The following is a 23,075-nucleotide window of genomic DNA, read 5'->3' on the forward strand; positions in this document are numbered from 1 at the left end:
TTACCGCTCTGAACACGTACCTACCAAGGGCTTGCTAACTACCTGCTGGTAATATCGCGTCAGCTGCTGAATATCCATAGGCATTCCGTCATGCAATCGGGATCGTTCGGCAGCGAACGCCATCATGTGGCTCTGCACGGAGCCGCGCAGCACAGCCGATAGGTCGCTCCTATTGTATGGCTGCGACGATACGAGACGGCAAAATTCATGCATCATGACCGTACAGCCTTCGCGCCCCTCATCATGGACATGCATCTCTTGTGAAGTATCATGAACAAAATCATATACTATGAATGTCTGCTTCTCTAGGTTACCGCGTATTTCCCCGCTCGTTCCTGATATTTGCACCATTCGCGAGCTGTCATGCGTGAAGGCTGACAAGGTAAAGGATGCCGTAGCTCCGTTGCGAAATTCCATGTTGACCACCTGATGATCGACGACATCATTGTCACATTGGAAGACACACCGCCCATAAGGCGTCTCGCGAATCACATCCCGAATATGCTCATCTGTAGGATCCTTCGTAAAATGCAGCGCACGACGGCGACCTTCTCCCAAGTAATATCTCAAATCCGCATAGCAGCATTCATTAACGTGTGGACAGCCATCTGTACAATAGAGCGGTGCATCTGCCGGCTTATTCTCCCGCTTGAAATGGAACAGCGAGCCGAAGGACGTCAGCCGCCTGCAATCCTGCTGCATGAGCCACAGAATGATATCTAAATCATGGCATGACTTCGCTAATATCATCGGACTGGACTCGCTCGTCTTACTCCAATGGCCACGTACATAACTGTGGGCCATGTGAGCGAAGCCTATATTTTCACATAACTGAATATTCACGATCCTTCCGATGCTGCCTGCATCGATCACCTGCTTGATAGAGGACCAGAATGGTGTGTAGCGCAGCACATAACATACAAGAACGATTCGATCACAGCGTCTCGCTGCTGCCTCAATCTCGACGCATTCCTCAGGCGAAGGCGAGATCGGCTTCTCCAACAACACGTGATAGCCCTGCTCCAGTGCCATCATCGTCGCTTCGTAATGCATGCGATCCTGCGTGCAGATCATCACCGCATCCGCATAGCGTGCCCCTTGCAGTGCTTCCTTCCAATCCGAAAATACATATTCCGCCTGAATATGATGCTCGCGCGCGAACACCGCCCGCCTCTCCTCGTCCGGTTCGGCAACCGCGACAATTTCTAATTCCTCTGGGAATTGCAAAGCATGCTGTGCGTATACATCTGCTCCTCGCACTCCTGCTCCTAGCAAGATGGCCTTCACACTCATCTCTCCGGCACCCTCCATTAAGCAATCATCTCGTTGTGATTGGGATATTTTTCTTTGTCTATATTTCTATAATTTAAAGCAAATATCCATTCGGAGCAATGCATTTCCCCACTCTATTTATGAACATCGTATGTCATGAAGATATCCTGCTCTTCCCACTCTACGAAGAAGCTAAGCTTGCTATCCTTCTGCATAACGCCAAGCCAGATTTGTCTGTCTCCGCTCGATTCTCTGCCTGCTGGATTCTGTCTCTGTCGAACGTGATGATTTCAAAATTCGCATCGTATTTCGTCTCTCTGTCTTCTATAAATAGGAGCCCATACGGCGGTTGAAGTGGCGTCGTAGGCCCTCTCCCAATAGATTGAAGGTGAGCACCGTGAACAGAATAGCGAGCGCGGGATAAAATACGAAAGTGAACTTGCTTAAATAAATATCCGCGCGCGTCTCCGCAAGCAAGGACACCCAGTTGGTGCTTGTATTCACAAATTTCATGGTGAAGTAATCAACCTCGGCCCAATTGTGCGTCAAGAAAATACTCAACACACCTAATTGTCCAATAAGCAGCATGACCTTGCCCAAATCAATGCAAAAATTAATGACGATCTCCGGTACAAGCGACGGCATATAATAATTTCGAACCAGGCGCCATCCACTTAATCCAAGCGACTCTCCTGCTTCTACAAATAATTCGTGCGAGATATGGTTCGCTTGCTGCTGCACAATATGTGCCACTCGCCCCACCTCAAGCAAAGCGAGAATTGGGATTACCCATAGAATACGATTGCTCGAATATTGGATGAACGGCATACTCAGTAATAGAATAGCTGAGAAAATAACAGGCAGAAACGTGAATATCTGATTCAAGCTTGTTACCAGCCAATGAGCAACTCCCTTCTGCTTATACGCGAGCACGCCTAATGGCACTGCAATTATATAGCGCAGCAGAGCAATGAAGAAGACGATATAGACCGTCTCCTTGGTTCCTACCACGAGCTTGCTCAAGTTGTCGACGCCTTTCTTATCCGAGCCAATCCAGTTCAGATCCGAAGCTTTGTAGGGAGGCAGCATGAGCTTGCCCTGCTCTGACCATCTATGCTTTTCGGGTGTAAGCGACTTGTCTATGAACGGCAATTCTGGACCAAGGTACATCACAAATAAAACCAAGGCGAGCATTGCCCCACCGATCCATAGTGTGTAGTTTTTCAATGAGGACACTCCTTTATCTCGATGTCGGCGCAATGGAACGCTTGGCCAGCAAGGCAATCCACTGAACTAGCACCACCATAATCGTAAAACAGCAAGCAATCCCGATAATGACACCCGGCTCATAATTCACTCCCGATCCGAAGCTAGTATCATAATCAATCGCTTGGAACAAACGGTGAGCTGCACCAGGATAACTCATTAAGTATTCAACCATTAGTAAATTAGACAGGGTGTATCCGAACAAGGAAGGCAGGTGGGACAAAATCGTTCCCATACTGTTGCGGCCAACGTGCTTGAACAAAATCATTCGCTGCGCGACTCCCTTCGCTTTGGCAACCTGAATGTACATCTGTCCTTCCTGCGCCGCAATTGCAGCGCTCGTAATTCGTGCAATATACATACCCGGATATACGGATACAAGTACAGATGGAATGAGGAAGGCATACCATTCTTTTTGCTCAAAGAAATGAATAAACGGCATGTATCGAATAACAAACCATTGAATGAGCAGCACGACCATGAAGTCAGGCACCGATTGAAACAACCAAGTCGTTCCGTTCCCGATCACATTCCACTTCGACTTGGACAGCTTATAGTCAGCAATCCCTTTCAACAAGCCCAATATAAAACTTAATAGAAAGCCAATCACAATAATAGTTAGGCTGTTCCCCATCACTGTCAGCACCTCAGAACCTACAGCTTCCCCGTAACGAGTTACGCCTAAGGTATTGTCAACAAAGATACCGCGTATAAATCCTGTGATGTTCTCGGCATACTGCGACCAGCTGAACTGATACGTCGCTGTCATCTTATAGCCTTCCATGCCGATGTCCAGCTTGCGTGGAAATAGGACAATGAGCATTATCATGATCAATGCAAAAAAGCTGAGGCATAATGACTTCACCATATGCAGTACTAGATTCATATTTTCCTCCTGAGTGATTCTCTCGCGATCCATATGCTAGTGATACCATATCATTCCTGTATTGTGAAGACGATGCAATCCTTTTATGGTTATTTTATCCACGAAATAGATCACTTCTAAGATTGTTGATTGATTGCTTAGGTGATCGTCTCCTTCTCAACACCATAAAAAAGCACATTCCCAAATGAACTGGAAATGTGCCCTCTCCTACTAGATCTATTCTATTGACTCCATGGTATAGGGGAGAAACCAGACTTATCCATTGTTACTGACTGTCCAGCGGGAGCTCCAGACGGAACGTGAACTTCCCCTCCTCATGCGACATGCTGAGCTGACCACGATGCAGTCTTGCAATATGATAGGCAATAGATAGGCCGAGACCCGCCCCGGGGCTATCGTGTTGATCGTTACGAGAGGCTTCCGCCTTATAGAACCGCTCGAACAATCGCTGCTCCTGTTCCTTCGTAATAGGCTGCCCCCAGTTCTCTATTTCCAGCCATACTGTATAATTCTGCTCCCAGATCCGCACCGTAATTTCTCCTGGCCTTACCGAGAACTTGTACGCATTCATTAGTAAGTTATCCATTGCTCGAACAAGCAGTTCTGCATCTGCCATTATCATTATCGCACGTTGGGATGCATGGACAAGCTGAATCGTGAGCGACGCCTCTCTTGCCAACGGTTCAAATTCAACAAGCAATTGGCGGAGCAGTCCGCTCAAATCAAGACGAGAGCGCTCGGTCTCCACTCGATTGTCAGCTAGTCTTGTATATTCGAACAAATCATTGATCAGCTGGCTAAGCTGTTCGGTCTTCCGGCATGCATTGTGAAGGTAGCGCAGCTGCTCTTCCTTGCTTGCTGCCCCCTCCTGCTGCAACAAGTTCAAGTATCCAATCAGACTCGTCAGCGGTGTGCGTAAATCATGCGAGACATTCGTAATAAGCTCCATCTTCATCTGCTCGGTAAGACGCTCCTTCTCAATCATGCGCTGCAACTGTTCCGCCATATGGTTAATAGAATCTGCAATAATGCCGAGTTCATCCTGTCTATCCAAGGTTACACGGGATTGCAGATCTCCCTCAGCAATAGACAAGATCCCCTCTGTCAATCTCTTTAAATCTTGTAGTAAACCACGTGTAAAGAGAAAGAAGTATGCAAGGTATAGAAACAGAAACACTAATGGACTGACACCGTGACCTATTAAATAGGACGATACCGTATCCATGAGCGCCATTGTAATAAAGGTACAAAACAAGCTGAGAAGCGCAAACCAGAACAAACGTCCTCGGATGTTATGCTTACCATGCAGCATCGCCCATATCCTTCTATTCAATCCGATACCCCACTCCCCATACGGTCTTAATATACTGAGGCTCTCTAGGGTTCTCTTCAATCTTTTCTCGAATATTGCGGATGTGCACCATTACTGTATTGTCCGTGATGAATTTGTCTTCCTTCCAGACCAATTCAATAAGCTTATCAATGCTGAATACATGCCCCCTCCGCCGTGCCAGCCGCTCCAATATCGAGAATTCAGTAGGGGTGAGCAGCACTTCCTTCCCCCGGACAATAACGAGATGCCGTTCCGGATATATGCATAAATCCTTTATTTCGATAAACGTTTCATCTGAAATCGGGGGCGCCTGCATGATGCGTTCTTCCTGTTCCGCGAAAGATTGTCTGCGCAATTGAGCCTTCACCCTCGCCAGAAGCTCCATCGGATGAAATGGCTTGGCGATATAATCATCCGCGCCTGTATGAAGTCCAGTGATCTTATCCAGACTCTCTCCTTTGGCGGAGAGCATGATAATCGGCACCTTCGTATGTTGGCGAATGGCCATGCATGCCTGCATACCATCCATATTCGGCATCATCACGTCCAGAATAATAAGATCAATATGTTCATGCTGCAGCAGTTCCAATGCCTGAATCCCATCTGCTGCCTCAAACACGGTATAGCCTTCATTGTGCAAGTAAATGCGGAGCACATCTCGTATGTCCGCATCATCATCTGTTACTAATATCCCTTGACTCATCCCATCCTTACTCTCCTTTCTGTAGAGCAAGTATACAGCTTAAGAGAAGTGTATGAACAATCCAATTGAAAAAGAAATGATAATCAACTCCCAAAAGGATCGAGAGTCGAAGGCCGAATACCCGATTACTCCAACCCGCTCCCTTTCCGGCATACATATACGAAGGCTGGTGGAACGTTCAGAAACACAAAATGAATATTCTCGATATCAAAATAGCGAGCCAATTGCGGCTTCATTTGTTGAGAGTATTGGAATGCAACGAATAAACCTCCCGGCTTAAGCGATGCGTAAATTTCCTCGATCAGATGATCACGCAACTGCTGCGGGAAGTTGAAGAATGGCAGCCCGCTCAGCACACAATCCAACTGCTCCCTACTTTCATCCCCCAATATCTTGCCTAGCTCACCAGCATCCGGATAAGCAGCGTATTCGGGATAGTTATCCTGCAATCGCGCCAGCAACAATGGATCCTTCTCGAACAAAATCACTCTGGCCGTATCTCGTTTAACCGTATCGATAAATCTGGTAATGGCCCCTGTTCCCGCGCCTAATTCGGCAACATGCTGCACCTCTTGCCAGTCCACAGCATCCATCATGCGCTGCGCGAGAAATCGTGAGCTTGGCGTAATGCTCCCTATCTGTTTGGGCGTTCGAAAAAATGTATTTAAGAACAGTAGCTTTTCCCGAATCATGTTCACACTCATTTGACGTCTCCCTTTCGCTCGTATCCTTGGTTGTTATTATCATATCCAACATGTCTTGGGATCATAGGGAGTTTGCTCTGAATGAGTTCTTAATGAGTTCTGAAGAATTTCTGAAGGGATAGATTCTACGGATAAAAAAGTGTGGGTAGGTCAAAACCGCTTAACGTCAACTATGATTATATGATTGATCATCCAGCGGTTTCGTAATTTAGTTATATGTGTTCTGTTCCTAGAGTACCATTATACCGATCGGGTATGCCTGCACTTCGGATAGGTTGAGCATCCCCAGAATGCTTGTCCTTGCTTGCTTTTTCTTCTCACCATTGGCGAGCCGCAAGTACAAATCATTGATGCGGATGCTGCGCTTTCCTTACTACCTTGCTTCAGCTCTGCTTTTGCTACTTCCATTTCTCGACTACTTTTCTTCGATGTCCTTTTCCCAGGATTCCACTTCCCCCATGAACGCAGCTTGTGTTCAATGAGTGCACCGTGCCAATAATCCACTTTGAATTGTTCCGCTTCCTTCTTCGCTGGCCCCGTCAAATCTGATGTCGTAATCAACAAGGATAAAATACAATCGTGATTCCGTTTAGCACCAACAAGTTCACGAACCGTCTGCACAGGAACCTTATGGTGACTGGCATAGCACTTCGCCTGAACAGCGGTCTTCTCTCCCCGTCGATCCGTAATCACAAGATCCACGCCCCCATCGCTGCCGCCGACTCCCACCTCTGTGACCCCATAACCTTGATCTCGGAAATAAAGGGCCAACAGGCGCTCGAACTCAGCACCCGTCAAGTCTTCCAACTTACTTGATAAGATCGCTTCATCTTCACGACAACGTGTTGAAGCTCTATTTGTAGTACCTCGCTTTGCCCGGTTTTGCGGTAATCTTCCATTCTTCTTCGATGGCTTCTTTCCTTGAATCGCAACAAAGATCGAAGCTCCGAGCAAAATGGCTATCATAACAGCTGCGATTAACATCCATTCACTGCTTCCCATGTACATATCTCTCCTGTTGTTTATATATCAACATTTTACAACCTGGAAACATTTTGATAAACCCTTAAAATGTCTTCCTCCTCAATTAGAGCATCGCAACAACACTAGAACAAATAAAAGAGACGGAAGATATGAAGTTAATAACAGTGTATATCATATGTGCGAGTGTCTCACCAAGGGAAGCCAAAACTCTTCGATCGTATTAAAGGAGGCAAACTGTCATTCACGTTGAACGCCATCAAGCTTGGCATGAACAGCAAGCAAATAAGCCCTTATTAACCATACATGATTAATAAGGGCTTCAATTTTCAACGCATTCGAGAGAAGGGCATGAACTTCCTACCTTCATGCGCTGCTGTCGCTCAGATTTACATCATTCAGCTATGTGCCGAACCGCTTGCGATACCCGCACTTGCGGCACAGTTCCTCCACAGCTTCTCTGCGGGAGAATCCGTAGAACAAGTTGTTCGCTCGCTCACTTTCAACAATCTCCGAGAATGAGTCACGGTTCACATTACCGAGATTAATAACCCCTTCGCCATCCAAGCAGCACGGTACAACGGTTCCGTCCACGAGTATCGCTGCTTGGGAACGAAGCGCATGGCAGAAACCTTTGCCCTCATCCTCCGGAGCGCTCAAGCTTGGCCATTCAAATTCATGGTCTTGATTCAAATAAACACGATCTGCGATCTTAACACCGCTACCCGGGATAATTTTTTCTTCAATTCGATAGTCCAAATTGAATTCTTTTTCAATAATTTCAAGTGTCTCGCGGTTGCGATTACGCTCCATGTTCGTTTTATTATCCTGAGTCAAATTCCATAGTCGGAACGAGAAGATAACCTTATGCTCTTCAGCTTCACGCACGAACTCCAAAATATCAGCAAGATACTTATCACGGTTCTCCGAGCCAATATGACCATCGAAGCTATGAAGCGAGAAGTTCATCTGGCGCAGAGCCGGCTTGCCAAGCAGCTTATGCTTGTTCTTGCGTATAAGTGTACCGTTCGTTGTAATGTTGACCTTGAAGCCCTTTTCATGGGCTGCATCTAATAATTCATCGATCTTCGGATGGAGCAAGGGCTCCCCTTTGACATGCAAATAAATATGATTTGTATGCGGCTTAATCTCATCTAGAATATGATTGAATGCATCCAGCTTCATGAAGTTCGCTTTGCGTTCTGTCGGCGGACAGAACGTACAAGCCAAGTTGCATACACTGGTCAGCTCTATATAGACTTTTTTGAACGTTTTCAAGATTGTTCCCCATTCTATTGTAGTAGTTCCGTACTGTCCTCACCCTCTACTATGCACGAAAATGCCCCTGCATTCAACTTAATCTGGGCGGAACATACAGGAACTAGCGTGGAAGAGCCTAATTCCATCACGCTCGACCCCGACGATAGCAGGAACAACACTTATGAATGTAGTTATGTTCGTTCAAAAAGTTCCGATTGGCCTCCCTATGAAAAATCCCATTAAATCATCTTGAACGTAGGTTGTATGTAGCCAAATTGAATTCCTTTCGCAACGGCTTCAAGCGACGAGGTTACATTCAGTTTCTCAAACGTATGCTGCAGATGATTCGACACGGTCCGCTCGCTGATATGCAGCTTGCCGGCTATTTCTTTTCGCTTGTATCCGTCGCTTAAGAGCTGGAGGATCTGTTTTTCACTGTCTGTCAACGTCTCTATAAAATCGATGGAAGCAGGGAAATAAGTCTCCCCGTTTTGGATTTGCAGCAGTGCACGAACTACTTCTTCGGGATTCATATTTTTATTCAGGAATCCTTTCGCCCCTATTTTTTGTGCTTCATATCTGTATACCGGCAAATCATAGCCAGTCAGCATCACGATTCGGGCTTCCGGAATTTCACTCCGTATTTTTTTGGCAAGCATTATCCCATCCTCACTGGCCGAGGAATTAAGGTGGATATCCATCAATATAATATCAGGCTGCTCTTTGATGATCACGGAAACTGCCAGAGCAGTATCCGTAACGGATTGAAACCGCTCGATTTCAGGCGTGCCTTCCAGTGCGATTTCCAGGCTTTTCGCGAACAAAGCATGATCATCGATCAAGATAATGTGCATATGAGCCCTCTCCTTTCATCAAGAACTTTACTGTAACACACAATCCTCCACCGTGGGCCTCTTCCAAGGTAATGGAGCCATCAATCAGAGCAAGCTGTTCCCGAATGGACTGCAATCCCTTGGGCAGTCCCTCTCCTGCATGTTCGAAATTCTTCAGGCCAATACCGTTATCTTGCACCCATAGCTCCACCTGCTCAAAGTTAAGAGAGAGACGAATGTCCAGAGTAGTTCCGTCTGAGTGCTTAAAGGCATTGGCCGCAAGCTCCTTAAGCATACGATACATCATATAATTGTATGGCTCTACCAGAAAGAAGGTATCATCGCACTCAAATGAAATGGAAAATCTCCTTGTAGGATACGTTTGCTGAACCATACTCAATAGATTTATCAAATTTTCTTTATAGGTAAGGGTATTGAGCAAGGCCGGTTGGTACTCCTGCATCTGCTGTCGGATCGACAGGTTTAGGCGGTTCAGCGCCTCCATGATTAACCCTCTGATTTCGGTGCGGTCTGATTTATTCATCATATTCCGAATAGAAAGCAAATCTTGAAGAATACCGTCATGCAGATAATTCGAGAAATCTCTTTGGATCGCTTCCTCTCGTTTGATCTGCAGCAAGGTTCGCGCATAATGGCTGTCCATGCTCTGCATAGAGCTGTCGCATGTCGAGTTCGACTGGATCTTGGAAAAAACATATAAATGCAAGGCATAAGCTTGCATGCACAAAAGCATTCCATGAATAATGACAAAGAATTCACTTGGCTGAAGCTGCAACAACAGAGTAATTAGGCTAAACAGGGATATGATTCCGACCATAAGAATGAGCAGTGATTTCCCACGAAACAACATGACAGGGAGATCCTCCGCATGTGTTAGCGCAATCCGGTGAATGCTTAATAAAGGCAGAAAGAGAAAGGGATAAATGCCAAGACCCTCTACGAATTCCGGGTTTGTACCAAAGTACAGCACATAGCCGAAAAAAATCAGAGCTGCTGTTAAAGCAGGAGCGCCGAACTGCTTCCATTCGTTGCGAAGCACAAATAGAATCCGCTGTCGATGTACATAACACAGGCCAATGCCGACTCCAAAGCTAAGCACAAGCTGGAACAAGTAAAACAAATGAAACCATGCGTCTTGGATCAAGCCCAAAAATACCGTGAACATACAAGCCGCTTTCAATAGGATGTCGGCCTGTTTTTTGTATAAGTACGCCGCATCCTGAAAGAGAAAGGCAGATATAAATCGGTAGACTGCGTATAACAGCACCGAACCGCAGAAAGAGAGCAGTTTAGCAAACTGCTCGTCTCCCGAATCGATGCTTAGCAAGGTATACCAGCCAGATAAGATTAACAGCCACGTAAAACGGGTCAATACTCCGCTGTTTTTCAGATTCATGCTGCTGATGTATACGGCATCCAGCGTAATTATAAACACGAGCACCAGCATGATCACATCCGCAACGTCTATATCACTCCGAAGACCGGATAAATGTCCATACACGAGGTAAGCGATAATTAGTAGTTCATTAACGATCAGCAGTATTTGTCTGTACAGATATCTGTTTTGAAAAGGGATCGCCTCCTTCCTCGCTAATCCATGGAATGAACTCTATTAACGGGGAAATACAGTTCGATAACAAGCGCGTCTCGTAATCAAATAATAGATGCCAAATACAGCTCCTGCAATAACCAGAGCCATCGCGACCGGAACAGAAATCTGCCAGCTTTGACCCAAAATATCATCGATGAGCAGCCCTCTATAGCAGATCAGCCCACAAATGCTGTGGAAGAGACCGATACCGAGCGGGATGGCATACATCATAAGAATTTGACTTCGTATCACTTTCTTTATTTTCTTCCTACTGTAACCCATCTTACCGAGGATCTCATAATCGCTCTGTTCATAGGAAACGGCCGAGATGTTATGAAAATATAAGATGCTTCCCGCTGCGATGAAAAAGAGTACGGTCAAAAATCCAAGCAACAAAAAGGTAGAACTATTGTTGGACATGATCTCATACGTCCGGGCATAGGCACTGGAGAAATAAGGGTTATCCTTCAGGCCGGAACGCAGAGCCTCGTAAGCCGCCTTGCTGTCTCTTAGATTTTTTCCATCAATGCTCATGACTGTCATCTTGGGAAGACCAAGCTCGGCCAAACGATGATAAATCTCATCGGATACGATCAGAGTACCTACACTGATATTAAATCCGATTGGGTTAGACAGCGTTGTATCCCGGACAGTGATATCAAGGGATTGGTTGTCCGGAAGAGAAAGCCGGTAATTTTGGCCGACATCTCTCTGCGTCGGATCGGAACGATATTTAACTAAAATGCTGTTGGTATCTTCCAATTGTGTATATTCCGCTTCCTTGCCTTGCTGATGCAATAACCGATTATAATCCGATAAAGCCATCAATTCAAATCCCGGCTCCTTCCCTAGCGCATATTCTGCTGGAAGATTGTCCGATTGGGACCGGATCTTTATAAGCGTGGATTGCTGAGCTGTAAACTTACCGGAACCGATTGCCTTATTCAATGCTTGAACAGCTTGATTTGCCTGTTCCGGCTTCTCAATCGGGAACTCTAGCGCAGATGGAATGATGCGATTCACCGCCGCCACGGGATAGTACATGGTCAAGGCTGTAGAACCGAATACGCCCAAGGTACCGGCAATCAGCAGGGACAGCATAATCAAGGTTTTTGCATTGGTTCGGATACGGGAAATGAACTTGGGTATCGTAACTATCGCAATGTCTTTGTACAGGAGACTTTTCCGATGTTCCAGCTTACGGAATAAATACGGAAGAAAGGAATAAATAACAAATGAAGTCCCGACTGCAATCATCAGTACCATTGATAGCCCCATCGGAGCAACACCGATGGATTTCCACAATGACTCTTTGCCGCGTATGACATCAATAGCTAACAAATCACCAGAGATCATGAGCAACAGTCCCAATATGGCAGCAGAAACGCGAACCTTGATCGGTTTTTCAACTGTTTTTTCAAGCCGGACAAGACTTAACAGCGTCGTTTTGCGAAGCAGCCTCCAGTTGGACAAGCTTAGCACTAAAATAACCGCAAAGACGAATACAACGCTATAAAGCACGGCCTTGCCGTTCAATAACGGGATAGTTGAAGTATTAATCTCTAAATTCAGCAGCAAGGAGACCCCTGCAACGATCCCTTTGTGGGCCAACGCTCCCATAATGATCCCAATAAGAAGAGCTCCTAAACTGATCAGGATATTCTCAATGGTCAATAATGCAAGCATGGCAGACTTTCGGTAACCGAGCAGCGTATAAATGCCCAGTTCCTTCATCCGGCGCTTCATAAAAAATTGATTGGAATAGGACATATAAAATAATACAAATGCCATTAAAAAAACAGAGATGGTGCGTGACATCGTTTCTACTCGCCCATCTTCCGAAATTTTGGACATCATAATGTCATTTAGCGAAAATGACATAAAGGTGAAAAAAACGGTCAAAATAAGAGCGACTGAAAATAGATAGAGCGAGTAGAACGATACATTATTCCTTACATTTTTAAATGCAATAGTCGTTAACTTCATAACAACACCTCTTTTTAGCGCGATTCATCCAACAGCGCAATCTGCTCCATAATGGTTTCATAAAAGGAGCGCTGATCTTGAGTCTTGCGTTCCAGCTCATTAAAAATCCGCCCGTCCTTAAATATCAGGATACGCTTGGCAAAGCTTGCAGCGTACGCGTCATGAGTCACCATCAGAATGGTTGTGCCCAATTCTTCGTTAGCTTCGCTTAACGTTCGCAGCAGTTCTGTTGCCGAGTTGGAATCCAGCGCTCCCGTTGGTTCGTCCGCAAATAGGATCGACGGCTTTTTAACAATGGCTCTTGCTGCCGCAACCCGCTGTCTCTGTCCGCCGGACAACTCACTGGGATATTTCCCAAGCTGCTGGGATATGCCGAAGCGTTCGGCCAAGGAACGTATAGAGCGATCGATTTCCCCTTCGGATAGCCCTTTTAGAGTAAGGGGGACAGCAATATTCTCCATGACCGTTAGACTGTCCAGCAAAAAGTATTCCTGGAAAATAAAACCAAGATGCTCATTGCGGAAATCTGCTGAACGAGTATCGTCAAGCTTACTGATATCCACACCGTTAATGGTAATTTCACCGTCTGTCGGCGTATCAATGGTGGATAATACATTAAGCAGTGTCGTTTTCCCGGAGCCGGAGGCCCCCATGATGCCGATAAATTCCCCAACATGCACGTCAAACGAAATTCCGTTCAGAGCAGGTCTTTGCATGGAATTGTATCGTTTCGTTACGTCTTTTGCCTGCAGCAAACTTGGCATAAAATCTCCCTTTCTGTATGTTTGTATATATAACGATAATTTTTTTAGGATAGAAAGGCATGAGTATTTCACGCACAAAAAAATGCCGAGTTCGGGTAATACCCTAACTCGACACTATATTCTAGCTATTTTTGAATCTAATCGGTTACCTCATAGGTAGCTGACGTTAAAAACATTGCGGGAACACATTAAGCATACACTTGAGTTCGATCATCCGAAAGTTCTTCAATCGTTATGTAATCAAAATGTGCCTCATACCCTTCTCCCTGCGGACTGCATGCATAAATGCCCACTTGAATGGGCTTCGACTCCTGCTCAAATAAATGTGTCATGCGAAGCTGCTTCCAAGCAGAACCATCCAGTGAGTAATCGACATAAAAGTCGTTCCCAATCCGGGAAATACGGAAGTAGACCGGAGCATCCCCATTATCAACCTCTTGGGTTGACCAGTCCGAATATCCGTGGTTCGTTACCACTGCGCCGAGCTTATTGCTGGCATCCGGAATATATTCTACAGATGTTTTGAGCCAAGTGTCTGGCGAATAGCGAACCATTAGCCCTGCTTGGTCATAACGGTGAACAGGATAGGAATATACCTTGGTCGTCAGCCTGAAGTTCCCCTCAATTTCTGTATATAGAAAATGTCCATTATCGACTTCAAAGCCATAATGTGTCTTTTGCCAGTAATCGGTTTCTTTGGCGGTGCGAACAATGAGTTTTGCAGATTCTTGATTGATCTCCCACGCTCGAGGCGGCGAGTACCACATCAAGTTCGTGTTCAATTGTTCATGTTCAAAATTTTCATGCAGTCGAATTGAATTGCTCATCTGAATTGCCTCCATGTCGTAGTCTCTATTCCATCATAGGTGGAATCATCCCTACTGTACAGGGCGCAATTAAGATTACGGTGCATCTCCTACGTTATGAAGTGACCTGCGGAGAGTCCTGTTCCAAAATAATGCCATTCAATACAAGTCGAACAGGAGCACTAATCGTATCCCCAACCGGACATGTACGCTCAATGAACTGCACGAATTGTTCGATCTGCTCATAGGAAGCATTGCTCTTCACATGGATGTTGTAGCGAATTTCAGAATAGCCTCGGCGCACGTCAGATTTGTTCATGAAGCCATCTGTATCCAAATCCCCCTCAAGCTCCACCCAAAATTGCTCCAGCTGAATATTGAATTTACGGGCATATGCTCTTGCCACGATGGACTGGCAGGCGCCTAACGCACACAGTACGACTTCAACCGGATTCATCGCCGTATCCGTACCGCCCAGCGATTTCGGCTCGTCAATCGTAATCTCGAAATTCCGTGATCTCGCCTTTACAACCATTCCCTCTTGCAGATGTGCAGAAGCAGTAAATGTTTCAAGTGGCATTCATATAACCTCGCCTTCCTATTTTAACCAACATTATATCACAGTTAAAAAATATGAATAGTAAGAATGTTCTCTTGCTTCCAAGAAAAGAAGGGAGACTGCAGCTTTCTGCAATCTCCCTACTATGGTCAAGCCGCAAACGAAGCATCCTTTATTTCAATGACCACACCTGTGTAACCCAATCTGCATAAAAGTCGGGCTCATGAGATACCAGCAGCACTGAACCAGTGTAGCTGCGCAGTGCCTCTATAAGGGCCTCCTTCGCCCGAGCATCCAAGTGATTCGTCGGTTCATCCAACACGAGCACATTGCTGTCCGTCAGCATCAATTCGCATAATCGTACCTTAGCCTGCTCTCCGCCGCTTAGCGAGCTGAGCGGCTGCCGAATATGCTCCTCCGTCAACCCAGTCATCGCAAGCAGCTTGCGTATCTGCTGATGTGTCATGTCTGTACGGAATGCGCATAATTGATCAAGCGCGGAATCGTCGGATACGAACAGCTCTTGAGCAAAATAAGCGACCTTCACCCGCTCTCCTTGACGAACATTGCCATGCAATGGGGTTAATTCTCCAAGCAGCGTCTTAAGCAGCGTTGTCTTGCCAACCCCATTATGACCGACAATCGCAATCTTCTCTCCTCGTTTCATCAACAGATTCAGAGGCGAGCATAGCGGCTTCGCATAGCCGATTTGCAGCTGTTCAGCCCTCATAATTCTACCTTCAGGCTCCACATGAACTTGGAAAGAAAATCGCGGCTTCGCACCAGAAGTTGGTCGATCAATCCGCGTCATGCGTTCCAGCATCTTCTCGCGGCTCTTGGCCTGCTTCGCCTTGCGAATCTTATTTTTCTGAACAAAATCTTCGAGTCTGGCAATTTCCTTCTGTTGTCGGCTATACGCTTCGTGCTGCTGCAAATTATTAAGCTCGTATACGCTGCGGAATGCCTCGTAGTTGCCTACATAACGCTTAATATTCTGGTGCTCGACATGAAAGATCGACGTGGCAATTTCATTTAAGAAAGAATTATCATGGGAAATGACCAAGAAGGCTTGCTTATACCCCTTCAAATAGCCCTTCAGCCAATCAATGTGCACCTCATCCAAATAGTTCGTCGGTTCATCCAGCAGGAGAACATGGGGCTCTTCCAAGAGCAATCTTCCTAGAAGCAGCTTCGTGCGTTGACCTCCGCTCAGCTTCTCAACATCCCGATCCAGACCAATATCAAGCAGCCCTAAGCCTGCTGCGATCTGTTCCAGCTTCACTTCAATCTCATAAAATCCCGAATGCTCCAGTCGATGCTGAAGCTCCCCATACTTGGCAAGCCATAACTCCAGATTGTCAGCATCTTCGGCCATCTTGTGTGCCAGCTCCATCAAATTCTGTTCCATGGCATAGAGGTGACCAAATGCCCCGCGCAAATAATCGAGCACGGTCATCCCAGGCTGCAGATCAATATGCTGCTGCAAATAACCTACCTTCACATGAGGCAGCCACTCCACCTTCCCTGCATCCGGCAATAGCTCACCGGACAGGATACGCAGCAATGTTGATTTGCCCGCTCCGTTGCTGCCTACAATTCCGGCATGCTCCCCCGGAAGCAAGCGGAAGCTAATATCGAGAAATACTCGTTTATCCCCATAAAAATGGGTTACTTCTTCTACAGATAACATACTCATGTCATTCTCTCCTTTGCATGTGCGTAAATGATGCTCAACGCCAAGCGAGAGAACAGCTTCATAAAGAAAGTATTTGCTTGTGTGTATGCAAAAAAGGGCAAGGCGAACGAATCGCCTTGCCCTATACAAATAGCCCATAATAGGTAGTTCAATTTATCCTTAGTGCTGCAGACCAATACGAACAGACCGTGTCTGTTGGTTCCGCTTGGTTCTGCACCCAAAGTTCATGAACGCGTACTTGTATATGAAAAAAGGAATCGGTTCTTTATCCACTGTTCTTCGATTGGCATTAAGCTAAAAATGGGCAGACTTCTCCCGTCTTAAGCCAATTTCCGTTGAAGAACAGTTGACAATACCGCCATCCCCTTTCTAATCCTCATCATCATAAAATGGTATTACGAGGAAAATCATACACGATCATAGCTCGTCCTGTCAAGAATATGCAAAAACCGCCGCATTCAAAAGATGCGGCGGAATCGTAGAAAAATAACTTCTTATTGAGCGCTTTTTATAATATGCTGTGGCACTTTAATCTGAGGAACCACATTGTGTCTAGTGTATGTTGAGTTACTTACAAAATGATCCTCAATTTTTCGTCCGGATTCTTCCCCAGACTTTGTATATTCTAAAGCGGTACTCATAAGAAAATAATTATCCTTATTGATCCGATATTTAATGACTATGTTTTTCATATCGAGCATGATTTGTTTATTACCCTTTTGCTCCGACTTTTCCTGTTCTAATTTATCCTCTTCCTTGCTTGGTAACTCCGACCACAAAAAATGTTCAGCTTCCTTAGCTTTTTCATTTTCCAAACTCACTGTCACGATATAATCATTGCCTTCTGAAATAATGTTCGCTTCATTTGCATACATCTTGATCTGTCTAAAGAGCTCATTCAAATCCATATCCTTCTGTATTTGAGTTGGATTCATCAAATCATCCGGCAATTTCCTCCATTGACCATCATATTGAAGAAAATATGACCCTTCATTCGTTTGGTACTTTTTTAAAGTTAAATTCACCTCATTAGATATTATCGAATTTTCGAAATATAAGCCGATCGGTTCTTTCGTATAATCAAATCTTATTTTAGTTAGCTTAGAAGCTTCAATTTTTTGATCTGCCTTGATTGTCTCTGTCTGATTGATATCCAAGGAAAAGCTCTTTACACTTTTATCAGCCTCAATTGCTTTCTGCAATACTTCATCGGCTGTCGGCATCGTATTGCCGCATGCCGTTATCCCTAGTAATGATAAGAATGCTAGTAGTATGGTTATCCGTTTTTTCAAAATAACAGCCCCCTAAAATAATCTGCTTTACCCATGTTAGCCAATTTATAAAGAAGGGAACAGTAAGTTAAAACCTATTACTTCAATAAAATAGAAGCATTTGGACATCATCGATACATCTAATGGATACAGCAAGACTGTCGACAGTCTTGTTCTTTAACAGAACACCTCAGTTTGTATTCTCTATTAATTTGGTATGATATGGACAAATAACAGTGCACAAGTATTGGATATATTGCGAAAAATTTTTGGTTCGCAATCGAATACGGCGCTATCGACGTTAGCTTCATCTATGACTTGTACTTTGCCACAATTCTTAACATAAAATGTTGCGAATTGTTGATAGATTTCCACCTTGGTTCTTCTATATATTTAACGTATACGGAGATGAAAAATATGATTGGTATGAATATTCGTGTGTTGCGTAAAAAGCATAAATTCAGTCAGGAACAATTAGCTGAGAAGGTAAACGTGTCACGACAGACCGTAGCAAAGTGGGAAAACGGGGAGGCCTTGCCCGATATTTTTAAATGCAAAATACTCGCTGAACTTTTCCAAGTAACCCTGGATCAATTATCCCGTGATATGAGTGAAGAAGCGGCGAATCAGCTCGTTCCCACGGGGAAGCAGTTCTTTGGTGTTGTGAAGGTAGGAGATCGGGGACAGATTGTCATTCCCAAACAGGCACGCGAAATGTATCAGATACAAGCTGGTGATAAGCTGATTGTCTTGGGGGAAGATGCGACAAAAGGGATTGCTCTCTTAAAAAGTAATCATTTCATGGAATTTGTAGAGATGATCCAAAAAGCGGAGCGAGAGGTAGATGAATCAGAATGAGCAAAATTGTATTTTTTTCGATACCCGCACATGGTCATACCAATCCAACCATTCCGGTGGTTGCCGAGTTAGTCAATAGAGGCCATCAAGTTTGGTACTATTCCTTTCTAGAATTTCAGGAAAAAATAGAAGGTGCTGGTGCTGCATTCATTGCTTGTGATGAGTTCTTGCCCCAGCTTTCACAAAAGGAATTGGATCGCAAGGTTGGCAAAGATTTTACAGCATTAATTGAGATGGTTGCCGATACGACCATTGCTTTGGATGAGAAGGTATGTCAGGAATTAAGGGAAATCCAGCCGGATTGTATTGTATCTGACTCTATATGCTTTTGGGGAAAATTATTTGCTAAAAAACTAGAAATTCCATATGTTTGTTCGACTACTACCTTTGCTTTTAATCAGTACACCGCGAAACTGATGAAGCGTGGTTTCATCGATGTATGGAGGATGATCGTGGGTTGGCCCCGAATGAACAGAAAAATTCAGTTGTTAAAGAATCATGGTTATGAGATAGGGAATGTTGTATCGATTGTTCAAAATAATAATGAAACAGACGCCATTGTTTATACCTCGAAAGAATTCCAGCCGATGGCGGATACGTTTTCTGAGCGATATGCTTTTGTCGGACCATCCATCAGGCAGTCTCCGCCGATACAGATTAATAAAAAAGATAGAAAACTAATCTACATTTCACTTGGGACTATACTGAATCAAAATCAAGATTTTTACCAAAAAGTTATTCAGGCATTTGCAGATACGGACTATGATGTTGTGATGTCAGTTGGTGAAAAAACGGAGATTGCTTCTCTTGGCAACATACCAAGAAATTTCACAGTGAATAACGTCGTGGATCAAATATCGGTATTGCAAACAGCCGATGTATTTATTACCCATTGTGGCATGAATAGTGTGAATGAAAGCCTGTATTTTGGAGTTCCAATGGTTTTATTTCCGCAACATAGCGAACAAGGATTAGTGGCTGATCGGGTTGCTCAACTGGGTGCAGGTTTAAAGTTGAAAGGAAAGAAGCCAAAATATTTGGCAGCAGCGGTATCTGAGGTGTTGACGAATCGGACTTATCAGGAAAATGCGCAAAAACTGTCAGAAACTTTTCAGAATGCTGGTGGTGCAGTAGAAGCGGCCAATGTGATTTTAACTAAAATTCGAGCGAAGTCTTAGTGTACTTTCATGATCCTTTTTTTAAAATGGGGCAGCTTCATTGAAGAAGTGCATGACGAACATAAATCGTACTGGGTTGATAGACCTGGTACTTGATTGAATTTTGCGTACCTATAGGCACAGTTGTATACAAGCTGTTCATTTACATGTTACTATAGACATTTAATCTGTAACATTTGGATAATGGCAAACCCTAGCGAAAGCAGGGGACGCAAAGCCACGGGTCTAATGTATTTCACAATGCGATGACAGCCGGGTTGCCCTAATTGCGACATTACGTGCGTCTTTTTTTATTGCGCTGCCATTAGGGTGGCGCTTTTTTTGTGCTATTGTAAAGCGTCCCCGATGTTCATCTCATTTGATCGCAGAATGTAAAAGAATAGGAGATGTAATGATGCGGCCATGTTGTACAGCAACCAACAACGCAATGTACCAAGAACAGCATAAACACATTAAAGCAGGAAGAATGCGGCGTATGACGATTACAGCTAGCGCTGCGCTGTTAGCCGGGATGCTTATCTATCAGCCGACCCTTTATGCAGCGGATAAGCTGGTCGGTAGTATGATTACTGTCACGAAAACGAACAATGCTCCGCAGGCAGGGGCAGACCAACTGCAAGGCATCACCATAGGAATGAGCGAGGATCAACTATTCCAAAAAATCGGACTGCCGGTTCGCAAGGATCTAAGTGAATATGGCTTCGAGTGGTATATTTACAATCAGGATTATAAACATTACTTACAAGTTGGTGTTCAGGACCACAAGGTCGTTGCACTCTATACGAATGCGAATGATTCTTATGGAAGCATTGGATTCGGTTCAACCAAGCAGGAGGTAGAGGCAGCCTTCGGATCTTCCCTCAGTCAAATTAGGAAAGGCAATACGATTTACAATATGGACAACAGCGGACAATATAGCCTGTACAAGGTCGGCGGTATGTATGCAACCGTGTTCTATGATCTCCATCAAGGGAATACGGTGACGGCTGTCCAATTTATTGCCCATGATGTGGAACTGGCGTTCAAGGGGTACTTTGGCACGCCTAGCAAGCGATTGCAGACAAGCTTTGAGCAACAAATCCTCGATTTGGCTAATGCTGTGCGTGTCCGCGAGGGCATGAAGCCATTGAAGTGGAATGAAAAGGCTGCGGGAACTGCTCGCAAGCATAGCGACGATATGGGGCTGAGAAGCTTCTTCGATCATAACAATCCGGACGGCAAATCCCCGTTCGATCGGCTGAAGGCGGACGGAATCGTATACCAAAAGGCAGGGGAAAACATTGCTGCTGGACAGTCGAGTGCCATCTTCGTTCACGAGAACTGGATGAACTCGAAAGGACATCGTTCGAATATTTTGGGAGACTTTTCTCATCTAGGGGTGGGTGTGTACTTCGGGGGGAATTCAAATGTATATTACACACAGAACTTCGTCACGCAGAATTCCGTCGACGATAAAAAGCCCGATCCCGATGTTGTATCTCCTAGCCTCAGCGAATCTAAGGTTCTGACAGGAGATCCATTCGATGTAAAGGTCGAATATTCTGTGTCGGAAGCAGTATATTCAGCTTCATTCAGTCTTACTTATGACAGCCGCTTGACTCTCTTAGATATAAAGCCAAGCGTTACGATGGCTACCTATCAAAAGTTGAACTATCCGGATGTCCCACTTATCACGACAAAGAACATAACCGATTTACCTAATGGCCAGAAGCAATTGGATTACTCCGTAAATCTCAACGGAGGCGCTTATGAAGGAGACGGCGACATAGCAACCATCGCTTTCTTGAGCGACCAAGAAGGGAAATATACCTTCAATCTTGTAAATGCGAATCTGTTCAACGCAAACAATGAACGGATCCGAATCGGTTACATTCACTCGTCTACTGTTGATGTCATCAAGCCGTCTGTTCCGAATCCGAATCCGAAGCCAGAGTTGCCTATTTCGTCTTCCTCATCTGAAGGCTCTAGAGGTTCTAGTAGTTCTACACCTTCGACTTCTGTGGGAACAATTCCAGCCGGTAAGACGATGAAGGCAGGATTACTGGCAGAGACGATGAAGGAGCATGCAGTGAATGCGGAGTTCAAGATAAATGCGAATACCGTGAAAAAACAGCTGCAGGACAAAAATACCAAGCAGGTTCAACCCGATATTAGCGATGTAAGCATGAAGGATTACAATGAAGTCTCCTTCACGCTGGACAAATCGGCCGCCAAACTGCTGCAGGAATCAGGCAAGGATTTGCTTCTGTCTACAGCCGAATTCGATATTACCATTCCGAATAAGTCTATTGTGGAACTCATCGGAACGAGTGAACTCGAGCTTGTGGTGTCTCTTGCAGAGCATAAGGACAAAGGTTTTAGCAAGCATCATGGCGAGACGACCTTTACGTCTCCGATGATCACGATCCGCGGGCCGCAAGAAGCAAAGAATATCCTGTTGGAAATCTCCTTGAAGCTGATGGAAGCTACAAAGGATATTCGTAAGGCAGGCGTGTACGCAGAAGCTCAAGGCCTAACAACAAATGCTTGGAGCTATAAACTGGCCGGAATGAAGGCAGCTGATAAGAAGCATATTTCCTTCCAGGTCACGGAGTTCGGCACCTACACGATTGCAGAGCATGCAAGATCCTTCAATGATCTTACTGCACATTGGGCAAAGGATGAAATTGAAGTCATTGCAGCTCACGGACTGTTGTGCGGCAAAGACAGCATACACACATTCAAGCCGAACGACGTTATTACCCAAGCGGAGTTCGCCACCTTGCTTGATCGCTTGACGAATAACGGAGAGACTTGGGAACAGCGGATTGCAGAGCCTGGGGCACGTAAACCGATTACTCGCGAAAAAATGGTCGTGATGCTTACGCGGGCATTGAAAATTGATCTGTCCCATTCAAGCACTTCGCTTGGATTTAAGGATGAAGCACTCATCTCACAGGATGCAAAGACAGCCGTTGTGTACGCAGTGAGCAAAGGACTTATCAAAGGAACCACCGATAACAAACTTGATCCGGCGGGAACGCTCACTCGAGCGCAGGCGGCACTCGTTTTGTATCGCGTGATACACGAGCAATAAGATATTCATCATGACACAAAAAGCAGAGATC

The 23,075-nt window shown here is 45.0% G+C and carries 19 protein-coding genes and 1 riboswitch; of the genes, 3 read left to right on the plus strand and 16 right to left on the minus strand.

Annotated features, from left to right (window positions below; genetic code table 11):
• The 16 genes from BLS15_RS18550 to BLS15_RS18625 form a co-directional block, all read right to left on the minus strand.
• Positions 1-1,293, minus strand: coding sequence for a Gfo/Idh/MocA family protein (locus tag BLS15_RS18550; protein WP_028531989.1), 1,293 nt, complete (start codon positions 1,291-1,293; stop codon positions 1-3).
• A 303-nt stretch (positions 1,294-1,596) separates the two neighbouring features.
• Entirely contained in the window at positions 1,597-2,499 is a 903-nt protein-coding gene (locus BLS15_RS18555; protein WP_028531988.1) for an ABC transporter permease, read from the minus strand.
• Between the two features lie 13 nt (positions 2,500-2,512).
• A complete protein-coding gene (locus BLS15_RS18560) occupies positions 2,513-3,424 on the minus strand; it encodes an ABC transporter permease subunit (protein ID WP_028531987.1) in 912 nt (303 codons plus the stop codon).
• 265 nt (positions 3,425-3,689) lie between these two features.
• Complete coding sequence (locus tag BLS15_RS18565; RefSeq protein WP_139170692.1) at positions 3,690-4,757, minus strand: sensor histidine kinase; 1,068 nt, start codon at positions 4,755-4,757, stop codon at positions 3,690-3,692.
• The gene (locus BLS15_RS18570; RefSeq protein ID WP_021255341.1) at positions 4,750-5,460 is read right to left on the minus strand and encodes a response regulator transcription factor; all 711 of its coding nucleotides are present in this window, start codon (positions 5,458-5,460) and stop codon (positions 4,750-4,752) included. Before BLS15_RS18570 ends, BLS15_RS18565 begins: the two co-directional genes overlap by 8 nt.
• Positions 5,461-5,585: 125 nt before the next feature.
• Positions 5,586-6,164 carry a class I SAM-dependent methyltransferase gene (locus BLS15_RS18575; protein WP_021255342.1) on the minus strand — a complete coding sequence of 193 codons (579 nt, stop codon included), beginning with the start codon at positions 6,162-6,164 and terminating at the stop codon, positions 5,586-5,588.
• 240 nt (positions 6,165-6,404) lie between these two features.
• Positions 6,405-7,166 carry a restriction endonuclease gene (locus BLS15_RS18580; protein ID WP_028531985.1) on the minus strand — a complete coding sequence of 254 codons (762 nt, stop codon included), beginning with the start codon at positions 7,164-7,166 and terminating at the stop codon, positions 6,405-6,407.
• A gap of 381 nt (positions 7,167-7,547) precedes the next feature.
• Positions 7,548-8,423, minus strand: a complete 876-nt coding sequence (locus BLS15_RS18585; RefSeq protein WP_021255344.1) for a radical SAM/SPASM domain-containing protein — start codon at positions 8,421-8,423, stop codon at positions 7,548-7,550.
• Positions 8,424-8,644: 221 nt separating this feature from the next.
• Positions 8,645-9,259 (minus strand): response regulator transcription factor, encoded by a 615-nt coding sequence (locus BLS15_RS18590; RefSeq protein WP_028531984.1) that lies wholly within the window; start codon positions 9,257-9,259, stop codon positions 8,645-8,647.
• Positions 9,237-10,706, minus strand: a complete 1,470-nt coding sequence (locus tag BLS15_RS18595; protein WP_021255345.1) for a sensor histidine kinase — start codon at positions 10,704-10,706, stop codon at positions 9,237-9,239. Before BLS15_RS18595 ends, BLS15_RS18590 begins: the two co-directional genes overlap by 23 nt.
• A gap of 165 nt (positions 10,707-10,871) precedes the next feature.
• The gene (locus BLS15_RS18600; protein WP_021255346.1) at positions 10,872-12,836 is read right to left on the minus strand and encodes an ABC transporter permease; all 1,965 of its coding nucleotides are present in this window, start codon (positions 12,834-12,836) and stop codon (positions 10,872-10,874) included.
• A gap of 14 nt (positions 12,837-12,850) precedes the next feature.
• A complete protein-coding gene (locus tag BLS15_RS18605) occupies positions 12,851-13,600 on the minus strand; it encodes an ABC transporter ATP-binding protein (RefSeq protein WP_021255347.1) in 750 nt (249 codons plus the stop codon).
• A 188-nt stretch (positions 13,601-13,788) separates the two neighbouring features.
• Positions 13,789-14,427 carry a DUF1349 domain-containing protein gene (locus BLS15_RS18610; RefSeq protein ID WP_028531983.1) on the minus strand — a complete coding sequence of 213 codons (639 nt, stop codon included), beginning with the start codon at positions 14,425-14,427 and terminating at the stop codon, positions 13,789-13,791.
• A gap of 94 nt (positions 14,428-14,521) precedes the next feature.
• Complete coding sequence (locus BLS15_RS18615; protein ID WP_021255349.1) at positions 14,522-14,986, minus strand: OsmC family protein; 465 nt, start codon at positions 14,984-14,986, stop codon at positions 14,522-14,524.
• Between the two features lie 151 nt (positions 14,987-15,137).
• Positions 15,138-16,661: an ABC-F family ATP-binding cassette domain-containing protein gene (locus BLS15_RS18620; protein ID WP_021255350.1), complete on the minus strand. Its 1,524-nt coding sequence runs from the start codon at positions 16,659-16,661 to the stop codon at positions 15,138-15,140.
• A gap of 494 nt (positions 16,662-17,155) precedes the next feature.
• Positions 17,156-17,953: a DUF6612 family protein gene (locus BLS15_RS18625; protein ID WP_021255351.1), complete on the minus strand. Its 798-nt coding sequence runs from the start codon at positions 17,951-17,953 to the stop codon at positions 17,156-17,158.
• A 396-nt stretch (positions 17,954-18,349) separates the two neighbouring features.
• Here BLS15_RS18625 and BLS15_RS18630 point away from each other — a divergent pair, with 396 nt between their 5' ends.
• The 3 genes from BLS15_RS18630 (at position 18,350) to BLS15_RS18640 (ending at position 23,044) form a co-directional block, all read left to right on the plus strand.
• On the plus strand, positions 18,350-18,790 hold the full coding sequence (locus BLS15_RS18630; RefSeq protein ID WP_021255352.1) for a helix-turn-helix domain-containing protein: 441 nt from the start codon (positions 18,350-18,352) through the stop codon (positions 18,788-18,790).
• A complete protein-coding gene (locus tag BLS15_RS18635) occupies positions 18,787-19,968 on the plus strand; it encodes a macrolide family glycosyltransferase (protein ID WP_090513207.1) in 1,182 nt (393 codons plus the stop codon). The genes BLS15_RS18630 and BLS15_RS18635 overlap by 4 nt, the downstream gene beginning before the upstream one ends.
• Before the next feature lie 175 nt (positions 19,969-20,143).
• Positions 20,144-20,233, plus strand: a riboswitch (cyclic di-GMP riboswitch).
• A 210-nt stretch (positions 20,234-20,443) separates the two neighbouring features.
• Positions 20,444-23,044, plus strand: a complete 2,601-nt coding sequence (locus tag BLS15_RS18640) for a CAP-associated domain-containing protein (protein ID WP_254777369.1) — start codon at positions 20,444-20,446, stop codon at positions 23,042-23,044.
• The last annotated feature ends 31 nt before the right edge of the window (positions 23,045-23,075 follow it).

The sequence above is a fragment of the Paenibacillus sp. cl6col genome (genome assembly GCF_900102125.1).
Lineage (GTDB): Bacteria > Bacillota > Bacilli > Paenibacillales > Paenibacillaceae > Paenibacillus_B > Paenibacillus_B suaedae.